At 73.6% G+C, this 22,949-nt stretch carries 17 protein-coding genes; 5 read left to right on the plus strand and 12 right to left on the minus strand.

Translation table 11 applies throughout. From position 1 onward, the window contains the following. Window positions 1–159: 159 nt before the first annotated feature. Window positions 160–1,599 (plus strand): zinc-dependent metalloprotease, encoded by a 1,440-nt coding sequence (locus tag ACH499_RS15165; protein WP_356199588.1) that lies wholly within the window; start codon window positions 160–162, stop codon window positions 1,597–1,599. Continuing rightward, window positions 1,596–2,117, plus strand: coding sequence for an NUDIX hydrolase (locus tag ACH499_RS15170; RefSeq protein ID WP_356199589.1), 522 nt, complete (start codon window positions 1,596–1,598; stop codon window positions 2,115–2,117). Before ACH499_RS15165 ends, ACH499_RS15170 begins: the two co-directional genes overlap by 4 nt. A 74-nt stretch (window positions 2,118–2,191) precedes the next feature. Here ACH499_RS15170 and ACH499_RS15175 read toward each other — a convergent pair whose 3' ends face one another. The 4 genes from ACH499_RS15175 to ACH499_RS15190 all read right to left on the minus strand — a co-directional run bounded on the left by ACH499_RS15175 (window position 2,192) and on the right by ACH499_RS15190 (window position 6,095). Further along, window positions 2,192–2,947: an AIM24 family protein gene (locus ACH499_RS15175; protein ID WP_399016073.1), complete on the minus strand. Its 756-nt coding sequence runs from the start codon at window positions 2,945–2,947 to the stop codon at window positions 2,192–2,194. Between the two features lie 17 nt (window positions 2,948–2,964). Continuing rightward, the gene (locus tag ACH499_RS15180; RefSeq protein WP_077796505.1) at window positions 2,965–3,645 is read right to left on the minus strand and encodes an AIM24 family protein; all 681 of its coding nucleotides are present in this window, start codon (window positions 3,643–3,645) and stop codon (window positions 2,965–2,967) included. Between the two features lie 13 nt (window positions 3,646–3,658). Next, entirely contained in the window at window positions 3,659–5,362 is a 1,704-nt protein-coding gene (locus ACH499_RS15185) for a TerD family protein (RefSeq protein ID WP_399016076.1), read from the minus strand. A gap of 136 nt (window positions 5,363–5,498) precedes the next feature. Next, on the minus strand, window positions 5,499–6,095 hold the full coding sequence (locus ACH499_RS15190; protein WP_356199594.1) for a M48 family metallopeptidase: 597 nt from the start codon (window positions 6,093–6,095) through the stop codon (window positions 5,499–5,501). 233 nt (window positions 6,096–6,328) lie between these two features. On the opposite strand from ACH499_RS15190, the gene ACH499_RS15195 reads away from it, so the two are divergent. Beyond that, window positions 6,329–7,540 (plus strand): TOMM precursor leader peptide-binding protein, encoded by a 1,212-nt coding sequence (locus ACH499_RS15195; protein ID WP_399016080.1) that lies wholly within the window; start codon window positions 6,329–6,331, stop codon window positions 7,538–7,540. Then, window positions 7,533–8,930: an ABC1 kinase family protein gene (locus tag ACH499_RS15200; RefSeq protein ID WP_399016082.1), complete on the plus strand. Its 1,398-nt coding sequence runs from the start codon at window positions 7,533–7,535 to the stop codon at window positions 8,928–8,930. The genes ACH499_RS15195 and ACH499_RS15200 overlap by 8 nt, the downstream gene beginning before the upstream one ends. Window positions 8,931–9,038: 108 nt before the next feature. Here ACH499_RS15200 and ACH499_RS15205 read toward each other — a convergent pair whose 3' ends face one another. From ACH499_RS15205 to ACH499_RS15220, 4 genes are all read right to left on the minus strand, one after another. Further along, window positions 9,039–9,362, minus strand: coding sequence for a hypothetical protein (locus ACH499_RS15205; protein ID WP_356199598.1), 324 nt, complete (start codon window positions 9,360–9,362; stop codon window positions 9,039–9,041). Continuing rightward, window positions 9,359–9,727: a WhiB family transcriptional regulator gene (locus ACH499_RS15210; RefSeq protein ID WP_356199600.1), complete on the minus strand. Its 369-nt coding sequence runs from the start codon at window positions 9,725–9,727 to the stop codon at window positions 9,359–9,361. The genes ACH499_RS15205 and ACH499_RS15210 overlap by 4 nt, the downstream gene beginning before the upstream one ends. 175 nt (window positions 9,728–9,902) lie before the next feature. Beyond that, window positions 9,903–10,235, minus strand: coding sequence for a hypothetical protein (locus ACH499_RS15215; protein WP_356199601.1), 333 nt, complete (start codon window positions 10,233–10,235; stop codon window positions 9,903–9,905). A 165-nt stretch (window positions 10,236–10,400) separates the two neighbouring features. Then, window positions 10,401–12,602 carry an ATP-dependent DNA helicase UvrD2 gene (locus tag ACH499_RS15220; protein WP_356199603.1) on the minus strand — a complete coding sequence of 734 codons (2,202 nt, stop codon included), beginning with the start codon at window positions 12,600–12,602 and terminating at the stop codon, window positions 10,401–10,403. Window positions 12,603–12,780: 178 nt separating this feature from the next. On the opposite strand from ACH499_RS15220, the gene ACH499_RS15225 reads away from it, so the two are divergent. Next, entirely contained in the window at window positions 12,781–13,023 is a 243-nt protein-coding gene (locus tag ACH499_RS15225) for a mycoredoxin (protein WP_356199605.1), read from the plus strand. A gap of 84 nt (window positions 13,024–13,107) precedes the next feature. Here ACH499_RS15225 and nudC read toward each other — a convergent pair whose 3' ends face one another. The 4 genes from nudC to ACH499_RS15245 form a co-directional block, all read right to left on the minus strand. After that, the gene (nudC, locus tag ACH499_RS15230; protein ID WP_356199607.1) at window positions 13,108–14,064 is read right to left on the minus strand and encodes an NAD(+) diphosphatase; all 957 of its coding nucleotides are present in this window, start codon (window positions 14,062–14,064) and stop codon (window positions 13,108–13,110) included. 163 nt (window positions 14,065–14,227) lie between these two features. Beyond that, window positions 14,228–15,640, minus strand: coding sequence for a dipeptidase (locus ACH499_RS15235; protein ID WP_399016087.1), 1,413 nt, complete (start codon window positions 15,638–15,640; stop codon window positions 14,228–14,230). Between the two features lie 10 nt (window positions 15,641–15,650). Then, window positions 15,651–19,313, minus strand: a complete 3,663-nt coding sequence (locus tag ACH499_RS15240; RefSeq protein ID WP_399016090.1) for a UvrD-helicase domain-containing protein — start codon at window positions 19,311–19,313, stop codon at window positions 15,651–15,653. Between the two features lie 118 nt (window positions 19,314–19,431). Beyond that, window positions 19,432–22,833: an ATP-dependent helicase gene (locus ACH499_RS15245; protein WP_399016092.1), complete on the minus strand. Its 3,402-nt coding sequence runs from the start codon at window positions 22,831–22,833 to the stop codon at window positions 19,432–19,434. Between the last annotated feature and the right edge of the window lie 116 nt (window positions 22,834–22,949).

Below are 22,949 nucleotides of genomic sequence, written 5' to 3' on the forward strand. Positions count from 1 at the left end.
CGAGTGACGCGTACGTACCAGGTGGCATCCATCCTGCCGCAGGCCTTCAGTCGGCGAAGCACCGAGGCCCGAACCGCCGCGGGTGTCTACGCTGGGTGGTGAATGTCGGGCAGCCGTGCCGCCGGAAAGAACCGGCGGCCCTACCAGCCGAGGAACCCCGTGAGTGACACCCCATTCGGATTCGGCCTTCCGCCGGAGGAGCCGGACGACGGCGACGAGGGCAAGAAGAAGGACCAGCAGAGCGGCGGTGGTCAGGGACCGGCCAACCCGTTCGGTTTCGGGCTGCCCGGAGCCGGTGGCTTCGGCGGCGCCGGTGCGGACAACCCGTTCGCTGCCATGTTCGGTTCCATGAACCCCACCGACCTGGGCGCCGCCTTCCAGCAGCTCGGGCAGATGCTCTCCTACGAGGGCGGCCCGGTGAACTGGGACATGGCCAAGCAGATCGCCCGCCAGACGGTCGCCCAGGGCACCCCTGACGGCACCAAGGACGCCAGCGTCGGTCCCACCGAGCGCAATGCCGTCCAGGAGGCCGTCCGCCTGGCCGACCTGTGGCTGGACGACGCGACCGCTCTGCCCTCGGGCGCGGGCTCCGCCGTGGCGTGGAGCCGCGCGGAGTGGGTCGAGGCGACCCTGCCCGCCTGGCGTGAGCTGGTCGACCCGGTCGCCGAGCGCGTCGGCACCGCCATGGGCGACGTGCTGCCGGAGGAGATGCAGGCCATGGCCGGCCCGCTGATCGGCATGATGCGCTCCATGGGCGGCGCCATGTTCGGTACGCAGATCGGACAGGCCGTCGGCGTGCTGGCCGGCGAGGTCGTCGGCTCGACCGACGTGGGTCTGCCGCTCGGCCCGGCCGGCAAGGCCGCGCTGCTGCCGGCGAACGTCGAGGCGTTCGGCAAGGACCTGGGCGTCCCCCAGGAGGAGGTACGGCTGTATCTCGCCCTGCGCGAGGCCGCCCACCAGCGCCTGTTCGCGCACGTGCCGTGGCTGCGCTCGCACCTGTTCGGCGCGGTCGACGGCTACGCCCGCGGCATCAAGGTCGACACGGCCAAGCTGGAGGACGTGGTCGGCCAGTTCGACCCGCAGAACCCGGAGCAGCTCCAGGAGGCTCTCCAGCAGGGCATGTTCCAGCCTGAGGACACCCCGGAGCAGAAGGCCGCCCTGGCCCGTCTGGAGACGGCTCTCGCGCTCGTCGAGGGCTGGGTGGACGCCGTGGTGCACGCCGCCGCCAAGCCGCGCCTGGGTTCGGCCGACGCGCTGCGCGAGACGCTGCGCCGCCGCCGCGCCTCCGGCGGCCCCGCGGAGCAGACCTTCGCCACGCTGATCGGCCTGGAGCTGCGCCCTCGCCGCCTGCGGGACGCCTCGCGTCTGTGGGCGTCCGTCACGGACGCCCGTGGTGTCGACGGCCGGGACGCCCTGTGGGCCCACCCGGACATGCTGCCGACGGCCACCGACCTGGACGATCCGGACGGTTTCGTGCACCGGGAGCAGATGGACTTCTCCGAGCTGGACAAGATGCTCGGTGAGGCCGCCGGCAAGCCGGACCTCAGGAAGAAGTCCGAGGACTCCAAGCCCGAGGACAAGGGCGACGGCAGCGAGTGAGCCTCCACGACGACGCGGTCCTGGTCCTCGAGGGACACGAGGGCCAGGACGAGCTGCGCCAGGTCTACCTGGACCATCTCGCGGCGCACCCGGACGGCATGTGGAAGGCCTGCCCGGACGGGCACGTCACCGCGAGTGCCCTGGTGATCGACCCGTCGCGCGAGCGGGTGCTGCTCACCCTGCACAAGAAGATCCGGATGTGGCTGCAGATGGGCGGCCACTGCGAGCCGGTCGACGGGACGCTGGCGCGCGCGGCGCTGCGCGAGGCGACCGAGGAGTCGGGCATCGACGGACTCACCCTCGTCGCCGGCGGCCCGGTCCGGCTGGACCGACATCACACGCCGTGTGCCTGGCACCTCGACGTGCAGTACGCGGCGGTGGCGCCGGCGGATGCCGTGGAGGCGATCAGCGACGAGTCCCTCGACCTGCGCTGGTTCCCGTACGCCGAGGTGGCGGACGTGGCCGACGAGTCGGTGGTCCGGCTGCTGGAGGCCGCGCGCGCGAGGCTCCGGGCCTGATGGCCGGATGAGGGGCGATCCGTCTTCGGGACCGCCCCTCACCCGCGTGGACTCCTCGCCCCGCCGCGGAGCACTCAGCTCCAGACGTTGCCCTGGTTCTGGCCGCGGGCGCCCTGCTGCCCCATGCCGTACTGCGCGGCGACGCCCGACCCGATCTGGGCGTTCTGCGGCGGCAGCAGCTCACTGGGCTGCACCAGCGCGAAGCCGCTGCCCATGAAGCTGAGCTCCCAGCCCTCTCCGGTGTTGCCCCGGCGCCGCCACACCCCCGAGGAGTGCGTCTGGGCCTGCATCTGCACGCGCAGACCGGTGGACCAGGCGACGATCGCGTCGGCGTCGCAGTTGACGTACTTGTCGGGTGTCACCTGCATCAGCAGCGGGGCACCCGAGGTCATCAGGGCGACCCGGCCGCGGCCGGTGATGTTGAGCTGGTACTTCCCCGAGCCGGAGATGCCGTACAGGCTGTCGACGGCGATGACCTCGTGGTGCAGGGACGAGTCCATGGCCAGCACATAGCCGCTGTCGACGGTGAGGCCGTCCTGCTCGACCTCCATCACGTGGATGTACTGGGCGAGGTTGGCGAAGTAGACGGTGCCCTGCCCGTGGCAGCGCATCAGGTCCAGGCCCTCGCCGGTGTGCGCACGCGCGCGTGACTGGCTGTTGCTCTGGTACTCGGCGTCGAACTCGACGAGGCCCTGGTAGGCGACCATCGTGCCCTTGCGGGCGAGCACGTCGTCGTGGCCCTGGAGCGCGACGCGGAGCATGTGCTTGTTCTGCAGGCTCCAGGCTTCCTGGTTCTGCTGGTCGTTGTAGGCGAAAATCGGGCTCTGCATGATGTTCTGGCTCCCCCTCAGCCCCGGATCCGGAGGCGGTCGGTGCTGTCCTCGCTGGGCTGGACGACGACGATGCCCTGACCGGAGAAGGCCATCTGGTAGGCCTCGCCGCTGCCGCGGCCGATCAGCGACTGCGCCTTGAAGCTGCGCTTGCCCTTGACCTTGAGGTTCGGGGACCAGGCGACGAGCGCGTCCGGGTCGACGTACGTCTCGTCCTCGCCGCCGCCGCAGTCGACGACGATCGGCTTGCCGCGGGAGGTGAGGGCCACCCAGCCCTGGCCGGAGATCTTCGTGTTCCACAGGCCCTGCCCGGCGAACTTCGCCAGGCCCTTCACCCGCTCGACGCCCCAGGTGAGGTGGGCGTCGAAGGCGAGAAGGTTGGTGGCGTTGACGGAGATGCCGTCGCCGTTGAGGTTGATCACGACGACGTTCGCGCCGTAGTCGGCGAGGTAGAGCAGTCCGTCGCCGGAGCACTTCATCAGGGGCGCGCCCTCGCCGGTCATCCAGTCCTTGGCGATCTGGCGCACGGCGGGCGGGTTGGGCTCGTACTGCACGAAGCCCTCGTAGGCGACCATCGAGCCCACGCGCGCGAAGAGGTCGTGCCCGGTCTGCATGGCTACCTTCAGCATGTGGTTGCCGTGGTTCTCCATGCGGGCGGTGACCGGTGCGGGGGCGTAGCCCGCGAGCGGCTGGTTCATGTCGGGCTCTCCCTCAGATCTCGTACGGCTGGACGACGACGAAGTTGCCGGGGGCCGCCCGGAACTGCAGGTTGACGCTCTCCCCGGTGTCGCCCGCGTAGGAGTTGCGGCGCATCCGGACCTGGCTGGAGACGACCACCTGGGCCGCGGCCGACCAGGCGACCACGGCGTTGCAGTCGGCGAACGTCGTGGGCGTGACCGGCAGCACCACGGGCACGCCGCGGGTCTTGACGACGATCGTGCCGGTGCCCTGGAACTGCATCGTGAACAGCGCGCCGCCGGGGATGCCGTGGCCCTCGATGCGGCGGACCTCGTACTGGAGGCTCTCGTCGAAGGCGAGGACGTTCTCCGCGGAGACGCAGATGGCGTCGCCCTGGAGCTCGATGGGGTGCAGCATCGCGGAGTTGTCGGCGAGGAAGACCTGTCCCTTGCCGGTACAGCGCATGAGCTGCATCTCCTGGCCGGTGGCGTTGCCGACGACGCGGCCGGCGAATCCGGCGCCCTTGTAGCTGAAGTCGACCTTGCCCTGGTAGAGCACCATGCTGCCCTGCCGGGCCAGGACGGGCAGGCCCTCGGCGCCGAGGTCGACGCGGACCAGCTTCTTGTTCTGCTGGGTCCAGCGCTGCCCGGTCGCGGTCTCGCGGAACTGCTGGAGGGCGGCGGCCACGCCCGCGCCCTGCGGGGCACCCTGGGGCATGCCCTGGGGTGCGCCGTAGGGGGCCTGCTGTCCGTAGCCCGGGGGCGGGGTCGGCCGGCCGTAGCCGGGCGGCGGGGCCGGGGCGTGGGGCGGCTGGCCGTAGCCGGGGGGCGGCGGGGCGGTCTGCCCGGGGACCTGGCCGTACGGCGGCTGCTGCTGGCCCGGGTGGCCGTGGGGAGCGGGCGCCGGGGCGGGGGGCGGGAGGGGGGAGCCGCCGGGCGGGGTGTGCAGGGGCGCGACGATGGTCGGCGCGGCGTGCACGTTGGGGGCGGGCGCCGGGGGCGGGGTGGCTCCGGGCGGCGGGGCGAAGCCCTGCGGGGCCGGGGCGGGCTGCGGGGCCGGCGCCGGGGCGGGCTGCGGCGCGGGAGCCGGGGCGGGTGCGGGGGCCGGGGCGGCGAAGGCGGGCGGGGGCGATGCCTGGGCCGGCGGGGCGAATCCCGGGGCGGCACCGGCCTGCGGCTGCGGGTCCTGCTGCGGCGCGGGCGCCTCGTCCTCGGCCACCTCGCCGCCGAAGTTCCTCAGCAGCGCTTCGAGACCGCCGTCGAAGCCCTGTCCGACGGCGGCGAAGCGCCACACGTCCTTCAGGTAGAAGTCGCCCAGCATCACGGCGCGCTCGGTCGAGAACTCCGACCCGTCGAACGGGTACCGGGCCACTTCCTCGCCGCCCGCGACGATCCGGAGGTAACCGGGTCCGGCCTGCGACATCTGTCCGGCGCCGTCGATCGTCGCCGTGAAGGAGAGCTTCCGGATGTGCGACGGGATCTTGTCGAGGGTGACCCGGAAGGACTCCGTGTCACCCGCCTGCGCACCCAGGAGCTGGATGGACTCCTCGGGGGTCTTCGGCTGGTTGAAGAACACGAAGTACCGGTCGTCGGACAGCCGTTCCTCGGCGTCGAGTCCGAAGCAACTGATGTCGAAGGTCAGACCGGGGCCGGAAATCTGCACGCCTACGTACAGATCCGTGCCGGCGGTGAGGTCACTGATCCTGGCCTTGTGGCCGCGTTGGAATTCCCTGGCCATGCGTTACGACCGTCCCCCATCCGAATGTGAGTGCGTCGCGTCAGGCTAACGGCAAACGCCGACACCGGAGGTTGTCGGTACAGACCCGGTACAGAACCCTGGCACGCCCGTACCGGACGCCTCAGCGGGACGGGCGTCACTCGCTCCGGGCGCCGGGCACGTGCGGCAGCCGGTCGGCCGCGACCACTCCTTCGAGGTAGCCCCGGGCCCGCTCGGTGCGCGGGTACGCCTCCAGCAGCCGCCAGAAACGGGGCCCGTGGCCGGGGACGAGCAGATGGGCCAGCTCGTGGAGGAGGACGTAGTCGACGACGTACTCGGGCATGCCCTGGAGCCGGTGCGAGAGGCGGATGCTGCCCTCCGCCGGGGTGCACGAGCCCCAGCGCGTGTTCTGGTTGGTGACCCAGCGGACCGAGGCGGGCCGGGCCCGGCCGCCGAAGTACTGGGCGGACAGCCGCCGGGCGCGCTCGGCCAGCTCGGCGTCGCCGAGGACGCGCTTGCTCTCCTGGGCGGCCAGCTTGTCCAGCATGACGCTCACCCAGCGTTGCTCCTCGGCCTCGGACATCCGGGCGGGGATGAGCACGATGGTGCGATCGCCCTCGCGGTAGGCGGAGACCGTCCGGCGTCGGCGGGTGCTCCTGCGGACCTCGACCGGGCTCGCCCCCGTGCCGCTCGGCGGCGGATTCTTCGGCTTGCGCTGAGGCGCTCCGGCGCGGTGCAGTGGGTCGGCGGACACGCCCCGACGTTACCCGGTGTGCACGGGGAAGTCCCGGCTCCGGAGCGTTCCGCGCCGATCCGCACGACAGCTTGTACGACAAGCATCCACTGCCTGTGGACAACTTTCGGCGCCCTCACGCGGAACCGGGCATCCTGGCATGCGCCGGCGGAGACGTGACCGGCCGCACAGCCGTCGTGCGACCGCGCGTCCGCCGGCCCACGGGGACGTTCGAGGACTTACGGGGGTCTGTGATGCATCCGATGGTGAAGCCCGCGCTCCGGCGAGGCTGGCGCGATCTGAACACCGTGCAGTTCGGGATGACCCCGGCGCACGCGGTGACGCTCGGTCCGGTGGACACGGCCACGGGCAGCTTCCTCGACCTGCTCAACGGCACCCGCGGCGGGGCTCTCCTGCGCGAGGAGGGGCGCCGCATGGATCTGCCGGACGGCCACGTCGACCGGCTGGTGGAGCGGCTGGCCAGGGCCGGGCTCCTCGACGACTCCCGGGGCGGCGGGCCGGCCGCCGACGCCCTGAGGGAGAAGAAGGGGGTCCTCGACCGGCTCCGCCCCGACCTGGCCTCGCTGTCCCTGACGACCTCCGGGCCGGGGGACGCGATCCGGCACCTGGCCGCCCGGCGGGCGATGCGCGTGCGGGTGCGGGGCGCCGGCCGGGTGGGCGCCGTGCTGGCCTGCCTGCTGTCGGGCGCGGGCGTCGGCGAGGTCGACGTGCGGGACGTCGGGCGCGTCGAGCCGTGGGACGTCGCGCCGGGCGGGCTGCCCGCCGGGGCCGTCGGCGAGCGCAGGGACGAGGCGGCGCGCCGAGCCGCACGCGGGGCCGGCCCGGACCGGCCGCCGCGCCGCGGCCCCGGCGGGCAGCCCGACGAGGGCCTCGGCCTCTCCCTGGTGGTGCTCGCTCCGCGCGACGACGTCGCCGCGCACGCTCCGGACCCGGCGCACGCCGAATCCCTCATGGCGTCGGGCACGCCCCATCTGTACGCCGGAGTGGTGGAGGGGACGGGGATCGTCGGGCCCCTGGTGCTTCCCGGGGAGACCGGCTGCGCGGGTTGTCTGCACGCCGACCGTGCCGACCGCGACCCCGCGTGGCCGCGGCTGGTCGCGCAGTGGCGTTCCGGAAACCGGCGCCAGGTCGCCTCCTGCGACCTGACGCTGGCCACGACCGTCGCCGGGTTCGCTGCGGCACAGGCCCTCGCCTTCCTCGACGGCCGGACACCCTCCGGCGCCGGCACGCGCTGGGAGGTCTCGCTGCCCGCCCTGCGGTGGCACGCGCGGCCGGTGCCGGGGCATCCCGCGTGCCCGTGCGGTGCGGCCGGAAAAGGTAAGCGAGAACACGTCTCCGGGAACGGGGACGGGCGCGCGACAATGGCTGGGCAATGGCCGTCAGCGGAAGCTCGCCGTGAGGCAGGCGCGGCGCGGCCGGCTGGGACTTGGAGGGCGCATGTCTGATCTTCCCCGGAAGGCGGTCACCCGGACCGCCAAACTCGCCGCGCTCCCGCTCGGCTTCGCCGGGCGGGCGACCTGGGGACTGGGCAAGCGGATCGTGGGCGAGTCCGCGGAGATCGTCGGCCAGCAGCTTCAGCAGCGCACCGCGGAGCAGCTCTTCAAGGTGCTCGGCGAGCTCAAGGGCGGGGCGATGAAGTTCGGACAGGCCCTGTCCGTCTTCGAGTCGGCGCTGCCGGAGGAGGTCGCCGGCCCCTACCGGGCCGCGCTGACCAAGCTCCAGGAGGCCGCGCCCCCGATGCCGACGCGCACCGTGCACTCGGTGCTCGCGCAGCGGCTCGGCGAGGACTGGCGCGATCTGTTCCTGGAGTTCGAGGACAAGCCCGCCGCCGCGGCGTCGATCGGCCAGGTGCACCGGGCGGTGTGGCAGGACGGCCGTGAGGTGGCCGTCAAGGTGCAGTACCCGGGCGCCGGGGAGGCCCTGCTGTCCGATCTGAACCAGCTCAGCCGCTTCGCCCGGCTCCTCGGCCCGCTCGTCCCCGGCATGGACATCAAGCCGCTGATCACCGAGCTGAAGGACCGCGTCGCGGAGGAGCTGGACTACGACCTGGAGGCGCAGGCACAGCACGCCCACGCCGAGGAGTTCGCGGACGACCCCGACATCGTGGTGCCGGACGTGGTCCACCAGTGCGAGCAGGTCCTGATCACCGAGTGGATCGACGGCATCCCGCTGTCGGAGGTCATCACGGACGGCACACCGGAGCAGCGGGACCGGGCCGGCCAGCTCCTCGCGCACTTCCTGTTCTCCGGCCCGGCCCGCACCGGTCTGCTGCACGCCGACCCCCACCCGGGCAACTTCCGTCTGCTGCCGGGCGGTCCGAACGGCGAGGACGACTGGCGGCTCGGGGTCCTGGACTTCGGCACGGTCGACCGCCTCCCGGGCGGGCTGCCGGAGCCCATCGGCGAGGCGCTGCGCATGACGCTGGACGGCGAGGCGGAGGCCGTCTACGAGATGCTCTGCGCGGAGGGCTTCGTCAAGGAGTCCATAGAGCTGGACCCCGACGCGGTCCTCGACTACCTGCTGCCGATCATCGAACCGGCCCGGGTCGACGAGTTCACCTTCACCCGCGGCTGGATGCGCGGCCAGGCGGCCCGGATCGCCGACCCCCGCTCCCCCGCCTACCAGCTCGCCAAGCGGCTCAATCTGCCCCCGGCCTACCTCCTGATCCACCGGGTGACGCTGAGCACCATCGGTGTGCTGTGCCAGCTCGGCGCGACGGTGCGGCTGCGCGAGGAGCTGGAGGACTGGCTGGTGGGCTTCCTCCCGGAGGACGAGGACGACGCCGGGTACGCGGACGACGGGGACGAGGCGGAGGAGACGGCGGTCGAGGCGTGAGCCGCCGGTTCCGAACGCGCCGTGGGGGCCGGTCCGTTCGTACGGACCGACCCCCACGGGGAAGGCTTCGCCTCCGGTGCCGGAGGCCACCGCTTCGGGTGCGGGCGGTTACTGCATGACCGCCATGGCGAGCGCGCGCCGGGCGCGCATCGAGGCGCGCTCGGCCCGGCGTTGCATCCGGCGGGCGGTCGCCAGGCGCAGGGCCCGGCGTTCCTGCTCCGCCTCGTGCAGGCGCTCGTGCATATGCGCACGCGCCAGGGCTTCTGGGATGAGTTGCATCTCGCGGGTCCTGTTCTGACGCGAGTCCTTCGCGTCGCTGGTGGTGAAGTCCTCAGGCGTGGTGCCTGCGATGTCGTGGGTGGACGGCTTCATCGGGGCCTGCTTCTTGGGGTCGTGCGTGAGGGGACGGTCGATCGTTCCGGTGATGTTCATGCCGTGACCGGGTTCTTGCGCGGGCGACCACGCGGCCGCTTCCGGGCGACGACGACGCCCTGGACGAACAGCTCGCCGCCCCAGACGCCCCACGGCTCACGGCGCTCCTTGGCGCCGGCGAGGCAGGCCTCGACCAGCGGGCAGGTGCGGCAGAGGGACTTGGCGTACTCGACGTCCGCCGGCGACTCCGCGAAGAAGACCTCCGGGTCGTAGGAACGGCAGGGGACGGGTACGCCGAGGTTCTCGATGGCGTCGTCGAGCGCGGTGAGCGCGGTGAGCGGGGTCAAGGTGGAGTCCTCCGTGGAGCCGGGCTTGGGGATCGTGTCGGAAGGCGGTACGGACGGGGCGTGCGCTTCGAGTTGCACGGTTGGTCTTCCTCGTCTGGTCGTTCCGGCCGGTCGGCCGGGCTGCGGCTTGGTACCGGGTTCTTTTGTTGTCCCGAGGCGCCTTCGTGCCGTCCTCCCCCGTTCGGGGAAAACAGAAGGGCCGCGGATCCCGGATGGGGTTCCGCGGCCCTGAAGGCGCCGGCCTGATCGGCGATCAGGCTGGATCACTCCAGGGTTCTGGCCCACGGAAGGCCCACATCAGGTGGTGCTGCGTCGTCTGCTTCCGGAATCCGGCACCGGTCGCCGTAAAGGCATAGGCCTGGGCCTGTGCCGCTACTGCTGCTTCCAGTGCCTGGGTCGGTCGCTCATTGCGCTCACGGACGACAAGGTCCACGGAGGCAAGGGAGGGGGACGCCGGACGCACGGCACGAATGCCGGACAGACCGGTGCCCGGGTTCGAGGAGCCGAGCATGCACAGGGAGACGGCCGAGCGATCGGTCAGTTTGGCGGTGGAACCGGCGGTGGTGCTGAAGTTGATGCTGATCACTGGACTCGCCTCCTCTCGGCGTCTCGGGGGACCGGTGCGAACCGGTCCGCGGATATGCAAGTACAACACGGGGGCAGGGCCTTCGGGAAGGCCGTCGTTCCCCGTGACCAAGAACCTATGGGGATTCCCGGGGCATGCGCAAACTATTTTTTCGACGAGTTCGCCTCAGTCGGCTTCGTCAAGTCCGCCAACGTCCCGGCCTGCGCAGATGGCCAGAACATCGGCTCCGTAACGGTTGAACTTGCGTGCCCCGACGCCCGGGATCCGCGCCAGCTCGTGCTCGTCCTCCGGGACGGACTCGGCGATCGCCATCAGCGTCTTGTCGGTGAAGACGCAGAACGCGGGCTGCCCGCTGCGCCCCGCCTGGACCGCGCGCCACTCGCGCAGCCGCTCGTAGACGCCCTCGTCCATGTCCGAGGGGCAGTCCTCGCAGCGCATCAGCTTCATCTCGCCGGCGTCGGTCAGCGTCCGGCCGCAGACCCGGCAGCGGGCCACGGTCCGCTGGGTTCTGCGCGGCGCGGCGGCCGTCGTCCCGCGCCCGGAGCCGCGCACCACCCCGCCGGGGCCGCCGCCGGACAGGGCGCGGGCGGCCGCCGGGCCGGAGCCGGACCGCAGTCCCTGGAGGAAGCGGCTGGGGCGCCGGTTCGGGCGGCCGCCGGGCGAGCGGGCCAGCGCCCAGGAGACGTGCAGGCGCTCGCGGGCACGGGTGACGCCGACGTAGAGGAGGCGGCGTTCCTCCTCGATCTGCTCGTCGGTCTTTGCGTAGGTGATCGGCATCATGCCCTCGGCGACACCGACCAGGAAGACGACGTCCCACTCCAGGCCCTTCGCCGAGTGCAGCGAGGCGAGCGTGACGCCCTGGACGGTCGGGGCGTGCTGGGCGCCCGCCCGTTCGTCCAGCTCCGCGACGAGGGCGGCCAGGGTGGCGCCCGGCTGGGCGGCGGCGAAGTCCTGGGCGAGGGCGACGAGCGCGGCCAGCGACTCCCAGCGTTCGCGGACGGCGCCGGACCCGGCCGGCGGCTGCGGTGTCCAGCCCTCGCCCGACAGCACCGCGCGCACCTGGGACGGCAGGTCGACGGCGTCGTCGAGGAGGTGGTCGTTGCCGCCGAAGCGTGCCGCCGCTCGCAGCGCGCTGCCGGCTTTGCGCACCTCGGGGCGGTCGAAGAAGCGTTCCGCGCCGCGGAGCTGGTAGGGCACGCCGGCGTCGGCGAGGGCCTGCTCGTAGGTCTCGGACTGGGAGTTCGTACGGAACAGGACCGCGATCCCGGCGGGGGCGACGCCCGAGTCGATCAGCTCGCGGATGCGGCGGGCGGCGCCCTCCGCCTCGGCGGGCTCGTCGGTGTACTCGGTGAAGACGGGCTGGGGGCCCGGGGGACGCTGCGAGACCAGTTCCAGGCGGTGGTCGGCGGCCCGGCCGCGGGCCTGGGCGAGCAGGCCGTTGGCGAGGCGCACGACCTGCGGGGTGGAGCGGTAGTCGCGGACCAGCTTGACGACGGTGGCGTCCGGGTACTTGACGCGGAAGTCGAGCAGGTGGTCGGGGGTTGCTCCCGTGAACGAGTAGATGGTCTGGCTGGCGTCGCCGACGACGCACAGGTCGTCGCGGTCGCCGAGCCACAGTTCCAGCAGGCGCTGCTGGAGCGGGCTGACGTCCTGGTACTCGTCGACCACGAAGTGCTGGTACTGGGCGCGGACCTGGTCGGCGACGTCGTGCCGGTCCTGGAGAACGGCCACGGTCAGCAGCAGCACGTCCTCGAAGTCGATGACGCCGCGGTGGCGCTTGAGGTCCTCGTAGGCGGAGTAGAGCTGGGCGATCTCGGCCGCGTCGCGGGGGGCCTCGCGGCCGGCCTTGGCGGCGGCGGGGGCGTAGTCGGCGGGGACGGTCTGGGTGACCTTGGCCCATTCGATCTCGGCGGTGACGTCGCGCAGCTCCCCCCGGTCGAGGCGGAGGTGGCAGGCGGCGGCCGCGTCGGCGACCAGCTGGATCTTGCGGTCGACGAGCCGGGGCAGGGAGCCACCGATCGCTTTCGGCCAGAAGTACTGGAGCTGGCGCAGCGCCGCGGAGTGGAAGGTCCGGGCCTGGACACCGGCCGCTCCGAGCTGGCGCAGCCGCCCCCGCATCTCTCCGGCGGCACGGTTGGTGAAGGTGACGGCGAGCACGCTGGAGGGCTGGAGGATCCCGGCGCGGACCCCGTAGGCGATGCGGTGGGTGATCGCCCGGGTCTTGCCGGTACCGGCGCCGGCCAGCACGCACACCGGACCGCGCAGGCTGGTGGCCACCTCGCGCTGCTCGGGGTCGAGCCCTTCGAGCACCGCGTCGGCAGAGTCCGGTACCTGCGGGAAGAGGGTGGAGTGCGTTGCTGCTGTCACACAGCCATGCTGCCAGGTCCCGCGAAACGGCTGTGCCGGTTGTCCACAGGCGCGTACGGATCGTCGTACTGATGCGACAGTCGTCACGGGCAAGGCGGTGGGCGGGAATGACGGCGCCTGCGTGAACGTTCAACTCCCTGCGACCTCATCCCCGAGCCGCCGAAGGAGCACGAGAGACATGCCGGGCACTGTGACGATGTACAGCACCACGTGGTGCGGCTACTGCCGTCGGCTGAAGAGCCAGATGGACCGCGAGGGCATCGAGTACACCGAGATCAACATCGAGCAGGACCCGGAGTCGGCCGCGTTCGTGGAGAAGGCGAACGGCGGAAACCAGACAGTCCCGACCGTGCTCTTCCCCGACGGTTCCACGCTGACGAACCCGTCGCTGGCGCAGGTCAAGCAGAAGGTCGGCGCCTGAGCGGCCCGGTGGCCGGAAGGTGAGTGAAGGGGTGGGCCCTTCCCCGTGCGGGGAAGGGCCCACCCCTTGCTCGTGCGCCGTCGCTCACGCGCCTTCGCGGACGAAGCCGCGGGTCGGCAGCGGCTTGCCGTACCAGAGCTCGATCAGGCGGGCCGCGATCGAGATGCCGTAGGGCGGCAGCACCTCGCCGGACTCGAACGCGGCGGCCATCTCGTCGCGCGAGAACCAGCGGGCCTCGTGGATCTCGTCGCCGTCGACATCGATCTCGGTGGAGACGGCGCGGCCCATGAAGCCCAGCATCAGGCTGGACGGGAAGGGCCAGGGCTGGCTGGCGACGTACTCGACGGGGCCGACGGTGATGCCGACCTCCTCGAAGACCTCGCGGCGCACCGCCTGCTCGATGGACTCCCCGGGCTCGACGAAACCGGCGAGCGTGGAGAAGCGGCCCTCGGGCCAGTGGACCTGGCGGCCGAGCAGGATCCGGTCCTCGGCGTCGGTGACGGCCATGATCACGGCCGGGTCGGTGCGCGGGTAGTGCTCGGCGCCGCAGGCGGGGCAGCGGCGGATGTGGCCGGCCGCGGCGATGACGGTGCGCTCGCCGCAGCGGGAGCAGAACCGGTGCAGGCGCTGCCAGTTCTCCAGGGCCACCGCGTGCGCCATCAGGCCCGCGTCGCGGGGGGACAGCAGCAGACCGGCCTCGCGCAGGCCCGCGGGGCGCGCGGACTGGTCCATGCGGCCCGGCAGGGAGTCCTTCTGGAGGGCGAAGTAGCTGACGCCGTCCTCGTCGGTGCCGAGGAAGTACCGGTGGGCCTCGGTGAGCGGGGCCTCGAACGAGGGCGTCATGACCAGTTCGGTGCGCCCGTCGGGCGTCTCGTCGATGAGGACCTGGCCGCCGGAGACGACGAAGCAGCGCGTCGAGGGGTGGCTCCACGCCGCCGCGAGCCAGGCCTCGTCGAGCCGGTGGTGGGCGGCGCGGTCGATGCCGCTCGGGGCGGTGAGCGAGATGGGACGGTCGGCGGTGTGATCGGTCCAGGTGGTCACGGGTGCTTCCAACTCCCCCGGTGAGCGGTTGTGGTTCGGCAGGCGGTTCAGCGGGTGGTGCGGCGGACGGCGACGGGGTCCGGGAGTGCTCTCGGCGGTGCGGCGCGGCCCCTCCAGTGTGCCGCGCACGCCTGACCGGTCCGGACCCGGGCCGCGCGGGCGCTCAGGGCGCGTTGCGCCAGTGCTCCGCCAGGTCGCCCCACAGGTGGGCCGAGGTCTCGACGCCCTTGAGCAGAAGGTCCAGCTCGACCTTCTCGTTCGGGGCGTGCCAGCCGTCGGACGGGACGGAGATGCCGAGGAAGAGCACCGGTGCGCCGAGGACCTCCTGGAGGTCGGCGGCCGGTCCGGAGCCGCCCTCGCGGGTGAAGCGGACCGGGGTGCCGAAGGCCAGGCCCATGGCGCGGACCACGGACTGCAGCGCCGGGTGGTCCAGCGGCGTCAGGCACGGACGCGTGGCCGAGCCGAAGGTGATCTCGCAGCGGATGCCGGCCGGCACCTGCTCGGCGGCCCAGGCGCGGACGGCCTTCTCGATGTGGTCGGGGTCCTGTCCCGCGACCAGGCGGAAGGAGAGCTTCACCATGGCGGAGGACGGGATGATCGTCTTGCTGCCGGGGCCCTGGTAGCCGCCGCCGATGCCGTTGACCTCGGCGGTGGGCCGGGCCCAGATGCGCTCCAGGGTGGTGTGTCCGGCCTCGCCGTGGGCGGCGTACGACTTGGCCGTGCGCAGCCACCGGTCCTCGTCGAGGGGCAGCTCGGCGAAGAGGGCGCGTTCGCGGTCGGTGAGTTCGATCACACCGTCGTAGAAGCCGGGTATCGCCACGCGCGCGTGCTCGTCGTGGAGGGCGGCGACGAGGCGGGCGACGGCCGTGGCCGGGTTGGGGACCGCGCCGCCGAAGGAGCCGGAGTGGATGTCCTGGTCGGGTCCGTGCAGCCGGATCTCGCACTCGGCGAGGCCGCGCATGCCGGTGCACACCGTCGGGGTGTCCTCGGACCACATGCCGGTGTCGGAGACGATCACCGCGTCGGCGGCGAGCCGCTCGGCGTGCTCCTCGACGAGCCCGCGGAAGTGCGGGGAGCCGGACTCCTCCTCGCCCTCGATCAGCAGCTTGAGGTGCACGGCCGGGGCGGTGCGGCCGGTGGCGGCGAGGTGGGCGCGGACGCCGAGCGTGTGGAAGAACACCTGGCCCTTGTCGTCGGCCGCGCCGCGCGCGTAGAGGCGGCCGTCGCGGACGACGGGCTCGAAGGGGTCGCTGTTCCAGCCGTCCTCGCGGGCCGCCGGCTGGACGTCGTGGTGCCCGTAGACGAGGACCGTCGGTGCCGCGGGGTCGTCCGCGGGCCACTCGGCGTAGACGGCCGGGGCGCCCGCGGTGGGCCAGGTCTCGACGGTCGGGAAGCCGGTCTCCGTCAGCTTCGCGGCGAGCCAGTCGGCGCTGCGGCGGACGTCGTCCGCGTGGCCGGGCTGGGCCGAGACGGACGGGATGCGCAGCCACTCGGCGAGGTCGTCGAGGAAGGCGGCACGGTGCTGCTCGATGTACGTACGGACAGCGCTGACGGCATTGTCAACGGGATGGCTCATGTCCACGAGCCTATCGGCCCGCGCGGACACCGTGACCGTGCGCTTCGTCACCGACGGGCTCGGCCGCCAGCAGCCGCTCCAGCGCGGCGCGGTCGGGCAGACCCTCCGGTCGTACGGCCTCTCCGGTGCGTACGTAGAGGAAGGTGGCCGTCACCGACTCCGGAGGGACCCGCTGCTGCTCGGCCCAGGCCAGGCGGTACACCGCGAGCTGGAGCGGGTCGCCGGACGCCTCCCGGCCCGTCTTCCAGTCGACGATCTCGTACGTCGCCGCCCGGCCCTCGCCCTGTTTGTAGACGGCGTCGATCCGGCCGCGGACGACGCGTCCGGCGAGCGTGAGCTGGAAGGGCACCTCGACGCGGTAGGGGGTGCGGTGCGCGTACTCGGTGCGTTCGAAGGCGTCCTTGAGGAACTCCAGGTCGCGTTCGTCGGCGATCTCGGCCTCGCCGCCGGGCAGCTCCTCGGGCTCCAGCATGGGCAGCGTCAGCGCTTCGAAGCGGGATTCGACCCACGCGTGGAAGCGGGTGCCGCGGCGTGCGGCGGGCTGCGGCGGGCGGGGCATGGGGCGGGCCAGCTCCTGGGCGAAGCCGTCCGGGTCGGCGGCCAGGCGCAGGAGCTGGGACGCGGTCAGCGACGCCGGGAGCGGCACCTCGGTCACGCTCCGGCGGGCGCGCAGCAGCTCTCCGGTGAGGGCCTCCAGGTCGCGGTCCCAGGAGGCGACGGTGCGGGCCTCCTCGGGGGTGAGGCGGGAGGTGCCGGTGCGCGGGGGCTCCTGGGGGCGGGGGATGCCGGTGGTGGCGGGCTGCGGCGGGGGCGGCGCCTGGTGCGGGACCGTCGGGCGCGTGGCGGGGCGGTCCGGGGTCGCGGGGCGGTCCGGGGTCGCGGGGCGGTCCGGGGTCGCGGGGCGGTCCGGGGTTGCGGGCTCGTGGTCTCCCGTGGCCGTGGGGCGGTCCGGCGTCCAGGAGTCCCAGTCCGCGGCGTCCTCCGGCCAGGCGGGGTCCTCGGCGTCGGGGAAGGGGGCGTCGCCCGGAGGGAAGGGCTCCTCGGGGAACAGGTCGGCGTCCAGGGGGTCGCCCGGGGGAAAGGCTTCGTCGTCCGCCGGAGGCGCCGGCCAGTCCGGGTCGTCGTGGGTGTCCGGGTCGTGGGTGGCGGTGGGCCGCCCGTCGGCCTCGGCGGCGAGGGCGTCCAGGTGGTCGAGGACCGTCTCTGCGGCGGCCCGGCGCAGGGCGAGGGCGGTGTCGTCCAGGGGCAGCGGCCAGGCCCGGTCGACGGCGTCCTCGACGAGTGCCGGGTTCTCCTCGTCCTCGGCGGGTTCGTCCGCCCACGCCTCGATCTCGCCGTACCCGGCGGCGCAGTGGTCGTACAGGGCCCGGAGGAAGTCGGAGGGTCCGCGCGGCTTCTTCTGGCTGGGCCCCCACCAGTGGCCGGAGCCCAGGAGCAGGGAGCGGGGCCGGGTGAAGGTGACGTAGCCGAGGCGGATTTCCTCGGTGTGCTGGTGTTCCTTCATGGCCTCGTGGAAGGCCTTCAGGCCCCGTGAGTCCCAGGAGTCGACGTCGGGCAGGGTGTCGGCGTCGCCGCGCAGCCCGTGGGGCAGCACCTTGCCCTGCGCGGTCCACTTCTCGCGGCCCTGCCCGCTGGGGAAGGTGCCGGTGACCAGCCCGGGGACGGCGACGACGTCCCACTCCAGGCCCTTGGACTTGTGCGCGGTCAGCACCTTGACGGTGTTCTCCCCGCCGGGCAGGGCGTTGTCGAGGCCCTTCTCGTACTGGGCGGCGGTGCGCAGGAAGCCCAGGAAGGCGAGCAGGGTCGCCTCGCCGTCGCTCGCGGCGAAGGAGGCGGCGACGTCCAGGAAGTTCGACAGGGTCTCGCGGCGGCGGGCGGCCAGGGCGTGCGGCGACGCCGACAGCTCGACCTCCAGGCCGGTGGTGGCGAGGACGCGGTGCAGGACGTCCATGAGGGGGTCGGACAGGGCTCGGCGCAGGTCGCGCAGCTCGGCGGCGAGGCGTGCGAACCGTACGCGCGCGTCCGGCGAGAACGGCAGCCCGTCGTCGTCCCCGCTGCCGTCCAGGGGTGTCTCCAGGAAGGTGTCGAGGGCGTCCGCGAGGGAGATCACCTCGGACGGGTCGACGCCCTCGACGGCCTCGGCGAGCCGCCGGTCGGGGTCGTCGTCGCCGTCCACGCGCGCGTGACTCACCAGAAGCCGGGCCCGGCGGCCGAGGAGGGCGAGGTCGCGCGGGCCGATGCGCCAGCGCGGGCCGGTGAGCAACCGGACGAGGGAGGCGTTGGCGCCGGGGTCCTGCAGGACCTCGCAGACGGCGACCAGATCGGCCACCTCGGGCAGGTGGAGCAGCCCGGACAGGCCCACCACCTCGACAGGGACGTCGCGGGCCACCAGCGCGCCCTGGATCTCGGCGAAGTCGGTCGCCGTGCGGCACAGGACGGCGATCTCACCGGGCGCCTTGCCCGTGCGGACCAGGTGGGCGATGGAGTCGGCGATCCAGTCGGTCTCCTCGGCGTGCGTGCGCAGGAGGGCGCAGCGGACCAGGCCGTCGCGCTCGGCGCCGGGCGCGGGGCGCAGGGCCTCCACGCCCGCGTGCATGGCGCGCAGGGGCTCGGCCAGGCCGTTGGCGAGGTCGAGGAGGCGGCCGCCGCTGCGGCGGTTCTCGCTGAGTGCCTGGCGGGTGGCCGGGCGGCCGTCGGCGTGCGCGAAGTGCTCGGGGAAGTCGTCGAGGTTGGCGACGGAGGCGCCGCGCCAGCCGTAGATCGCCTGGCAGGGGTCGCCGACCGCGGTCACGGGGTGGCCCGTGCCGCCGCCGAACAGGCCCGCCAGGAGGATGCGCTGGGCCACCGAGGTGTCCTGGTACTCGTCGAGCAGCACGACCCGGAACTCGTCGCGCAGCAGGCGGCCTACCTCGGGGAGCCGGGCGAGCCGCGCGGACAGGGCGATCTGGTCGCCGAAGTCGAGCAGGTCGCGTTCGCGTTTGGCGGCCCGGTAGCGGATCACCAGGTCGGCCAGTTCCCGGCGGGCGGCGGCGGCCTCGGGGACCTTGCGCAGGTCGGCGTTGGTGAGCTTGACGTTCCCGAGGGTCGTGAGGAGGTCCGCGTCCCAGGCGCGCAGGTCCTCGGGGCGCACGAGGTGTTCGGACAGCTCGGCGTCGAGGGCGAGGAGGTCGCCGACCAGGTCGGCGAAGGAGCGGGTGAGCGCCGGATACGGCCCCGGCGCCTCGCGCAGCACCCGCGCGGCCAGTTGGTAGCGGGTGGCGTCGGCGAGCAGGCGGGACGTCGGCTCCAGCCCGAGGCGCAGGCCGTGGTCGGTGAGCAGGCGGCCGGCGAAGGCGTGGTACGTGGAGATCACCGGCTCGCCCGGCGGGTTGTCCGGGTCGATCACGTCGGGGTCCGTGACGCCGGCCCGGACCAGGGCCGTACGGACACGTTCGGCGAGTTCGCCGGCGGCCTTGTTGGTGAAGGTGAGGCCGAGCACCTGCTCGGGGGCCACCTGCCCGGTGCCGACGAGCCACACCACGCGCGCCGCCATCACGGTCGTCTTGCCCGACCCGGCTCCGGCCACGATCACCTGCGGGGCGGGCGGCGCCACGATGCAGGCCGTCTGCTCCGGGGTGAAGGGGATTCCGAGGAGTTCTTTGAGCTGCTCGGGATCGGTGATACGGGCGGGCACGTCGAAGAGGCTAGCCGCGCCCACTGACAGCGGTCGCCGCGCGAGCCCCGTGAGCGGGAAGAAACGCAGGTCGGCGGGGGTGGTGCGACTGGTCACACCGGTCGGCGCGCGCTGCGTGTCACTCCACCACGTGGCGTCCCTCGGGCCGTGCGCTGCACGACGCGCGGAAGGCGCAGTGCGTGCAGTGCTGGCCGGCGGTCGGGCCGAACCGTTCGTCGAGGACCTTGCCGGCGGCCGTGGCCAGCAGGTCCCCGACCCACTCCCCCTCCGGGCCCGCCAGGGAGTCCTGGGCCTGCACCTTGGGCAGCGTCTCGCCGCCGTCGCGCTTGGCCGCGCCCTGGCGCAACTGGACCAGTTCGGCGCCGCCCGGTTCGGGGCGCGCCCCGCCGAAGGCCTCGTCGACGGCGCCCTCGCGCACGGCGAGCTGGTAGACGGCGAGCTGGGGGTGGCGGGCCACCTCGGCGGAGCTGGGCGCCTGCTTGCCGGTCTTGAAGTCGACGACGTAGGCGCGGCCGTCGCCGTCGGACTCGACGCGGTCCATCTGGCCGCGGATGCGAACCTCGTACTCCCCCGCCTCCAGGGTCACGTCGAAGTCGTGCTCGCTGGCCACCGGCGTGCGCCCGGCGCGGTCCATCACGTGCCACTTCAGGAAGCGTTCGAGCGCCACGCGCGCGTTGGCCTTCTCCTGCGCGGACTTCCACGGCGCGTCGAAGGCGAGCGCGTTCCACACCGAGTCCAGGCGCTCCATGAGGACGTCGAGGTCGGCCGGGGTGTGCCCGGAGGCGACCTCGTCGGCGAGGACGTGCACCACGTTGCCGAAGCCCTGCGCGGCGGTGGCGGGCGCGTCCGCCTTCACCTCCCGGCCGAGGAACCACTGGAGCGCGCACGTGTTGGCGAGCTGGTCGAGGGCGCTGCCGGAGAGGGTGACGGGCCGGTCGCGGTCGCGCAGCGGCACCCTGCTCTCGGTCGGGTCCCACATGCCCCACCAGCGGTAGGGGTGGGCGGAGGGCACCAGGGGGCGGCCGTCCTCGTCGGCGAGGGCGGCGAGGCGGGCCAGGCGGCGGGCGGCGGCCTGGCGCAGGGGCTCGGAGACCCGGGGGTCGACCGTGGTGGCGCGCAGTTCGGCGACGAGGGCCGCGACGGCGAGGGGGCGCCGGGGGCGGCCCGTGACGTCGGCGGGCTCGACGCCCAGCTCGGTCAGGAAGCGGGAGGGCTGGTCGCCGTCGTCGGCGGGTGCCTTCACGGCGGTCACGACGAGGCGTTCACGCGCGCGCGTGGCGGCCACGTAGAACAGCCGGCGCTCCTCGGCGAGGAGCGCGCCGGGGGTGAGGGGCTCGGCGAGTCCGTCCCGGCCGATCCGGTCGGCCTCCAGCAGGGAACCGCGGCGGCGAAGGTCCGGCCACAGGCCCTCCTGGACGCCCGAGACGACGACCAGCCGCCATTCCAGGCCCTTGGAGCGGTGCGCGGTCATCAGGCGGACAGCGTCGGGGCGCACGGCACGCCGGGTGAGGGTGTCGGCGGCGATGTCCTCGGCCTCGATCTCCTCCAGGAAGTTCAGCGCGCCGCGCCCTCCGGTGCGCTCCTCGGCGCGGGCGGCGGTGGCGAACAGCGCGCACACGGCGTCCAGGTCGCGGTCGGCGTTGCGCCCGGCCGCGCCGCCGCGCCTGGCCGACCGTTCCAGGCGGCCGGGCCACGGAGTGCCCTCCCACAGGTCCCACAGCGCCTCCTCCGCGCTGCCGCCGCCGGCGAGCCGCTCCCGGGCCTTGCGCAGCAGCGCGCCGAGCCGTTGTGCGCCGCGCGCGTAGGCGGGGTCGTGCACGGCGAGACGCTCCGGCTCGGCGAGGGCCCGGGCGAGCAGTTCGTCCGAGGGCGGCGGCAACGGGTTCCCGGCGGCCCGCTCCTCGTCCCGCAGGGCGCGCCCGAGGCGACGCAGATCGGCGGCGTCCATGCCGGCGAGGGGGGAGGTGAGCAGGGTGAGGGCGGTCTCGGTGCCGAGCCAGGAGGAGTCCCCCGCCCGTACGCCTTCACCGCCCTCGGAGTCCGCCTCACCCTCGGCGTCGTCGTCACCCGCGTCCGCCGTGCCGGCCGGGGCGCCCGCGAGCGGCCCGCCGCGCGGCCGCTCCTCCGCCACCGCCGTCGCCACCGCCCGCAGCGCCGTCAGCAGGGGGGCCACCGCCGGCTCGTGGCGCAGGGGCAGGTCGTCGCCGTCGACGTCCAGGGGGACGCCCGCCGCGGTGAGGGCGCGGCGCAGGGTCGGGATGCTGCGGGAGCCGGCGCGTACGAGGACGGCCATGTCGCTCCACGGGACGCCGTCCTCGAGGTGGGCCCGGCGCAGGATGTCGGCGACGTTGTCCAGCTCGGTGCCGGACGTCGGGTACGTGTACACCTCGACGCGGCCCCCGTCCCGTACGGGAGTCAGCTCCCGGTGGGCGCGCACCTTCTCGGCGGGGAGGCGGGTCAGCGGCATGCGCTGGGTCAGCAGCCGGGTGGCGGCGAGCAGCGCGGCCGCGGACCGGCGCGAGGTCCGCAGCACCTCGACCGGCGCGGGGCGGCCGTCCGCGCGCGGGAAGGCGTGCGGGAAGTCGAGGATGCCGTTCACGTCGGCACCCCGGAAGGCGTAGATCGACTGGTCGGGGTCACCGAAGGCGACGAGGGTGCGCCCGCCGCCGGCCAGGGCGTGCAGCAGCCGTGTCTGCGCGGGGTCGGTGTCCTGGTACTCGTCGACGTACACGGCGTCGTACCGCGCGGCGAGCTGCGCGGCGACCTCGGGGCGCCGGGCGAGCAGCACCGCGCGGTGGACGAGTTCCGCGTAGTCGAGGACGCCCTGCAGGTCGAGCACGTCCAGGTACTCGGCGAGGAAGACGGCGGCGGCCCGCCAGTCGGGGCGGCCGATGCGGCGGGCGAACGCCTCCAGGGCGTCGGGGCCGAGGCCCAGCTCGCGGCTGCGGGCGAGGACCGCGCGGACCTCGTCGGCGAAGCCCCGGGTGGTCAGACAGGCGCGCAGTTCGTCGGGCCAGCGCACGTGCGCGAGGCCGAGGCGCTCCAGGTCCACCTGCCCGGCGAGCAGTTCACGCACGGTGACGTCCTGCTCCGGGCCGGACAGCAGCCGCAGCGGCTCCACGAACAGGTCGCTGTCCTGGTGGGCGCGGACCAGGGCGTAGCCGAAGGAGTGGAAGGTCGTCGCCCGGGGGGCGCGGGCGGCGCCCATGCGCAGCGCCATCCGGTCGCGCAGTTCGACGGCGGCCTTGCGGCTGAAGGTGAGGACCAGGATCCGTTCCGGGTCGCCGCCGCGGGCGATCCACTCCGCCACCGACTCGACCAGGGTGGTGGTCTTGCCGGTGCCCGGACCGGCGAGGACGAGCAGCGGCCCGGCCCGGTGGTCAACCACGGCGCGCTGGGCGGCGTCCAGACGAGGGGGGTCCACGCGGGCCGGCGCGGTACGCACCAGCCGGTAGGCGCCCGGGCTCCCCCGTCGCACCTGGGCGTGCGACGGGCGTCCGGAGGAGGAAGAGGAGCTCACGTGGTTCGCCGGTCCTGGTGGGTGTGCTGGTGGGCTGTCCGTCCTGCGGGGACGGCGGTGGCCGCGGGATGAGGCGGAGGCGCGCGGCCGACGCTACGCCGACGAACGAGGCGGAA

Source organism: Streptomyces sp. NPDC018947 (assembly GCF_044390505.1).
Lineage (GTDB): Bacteria > Actinomycetota > Actinomycetes > Streptomycetales > Streptomycetaceae > Streptomyces.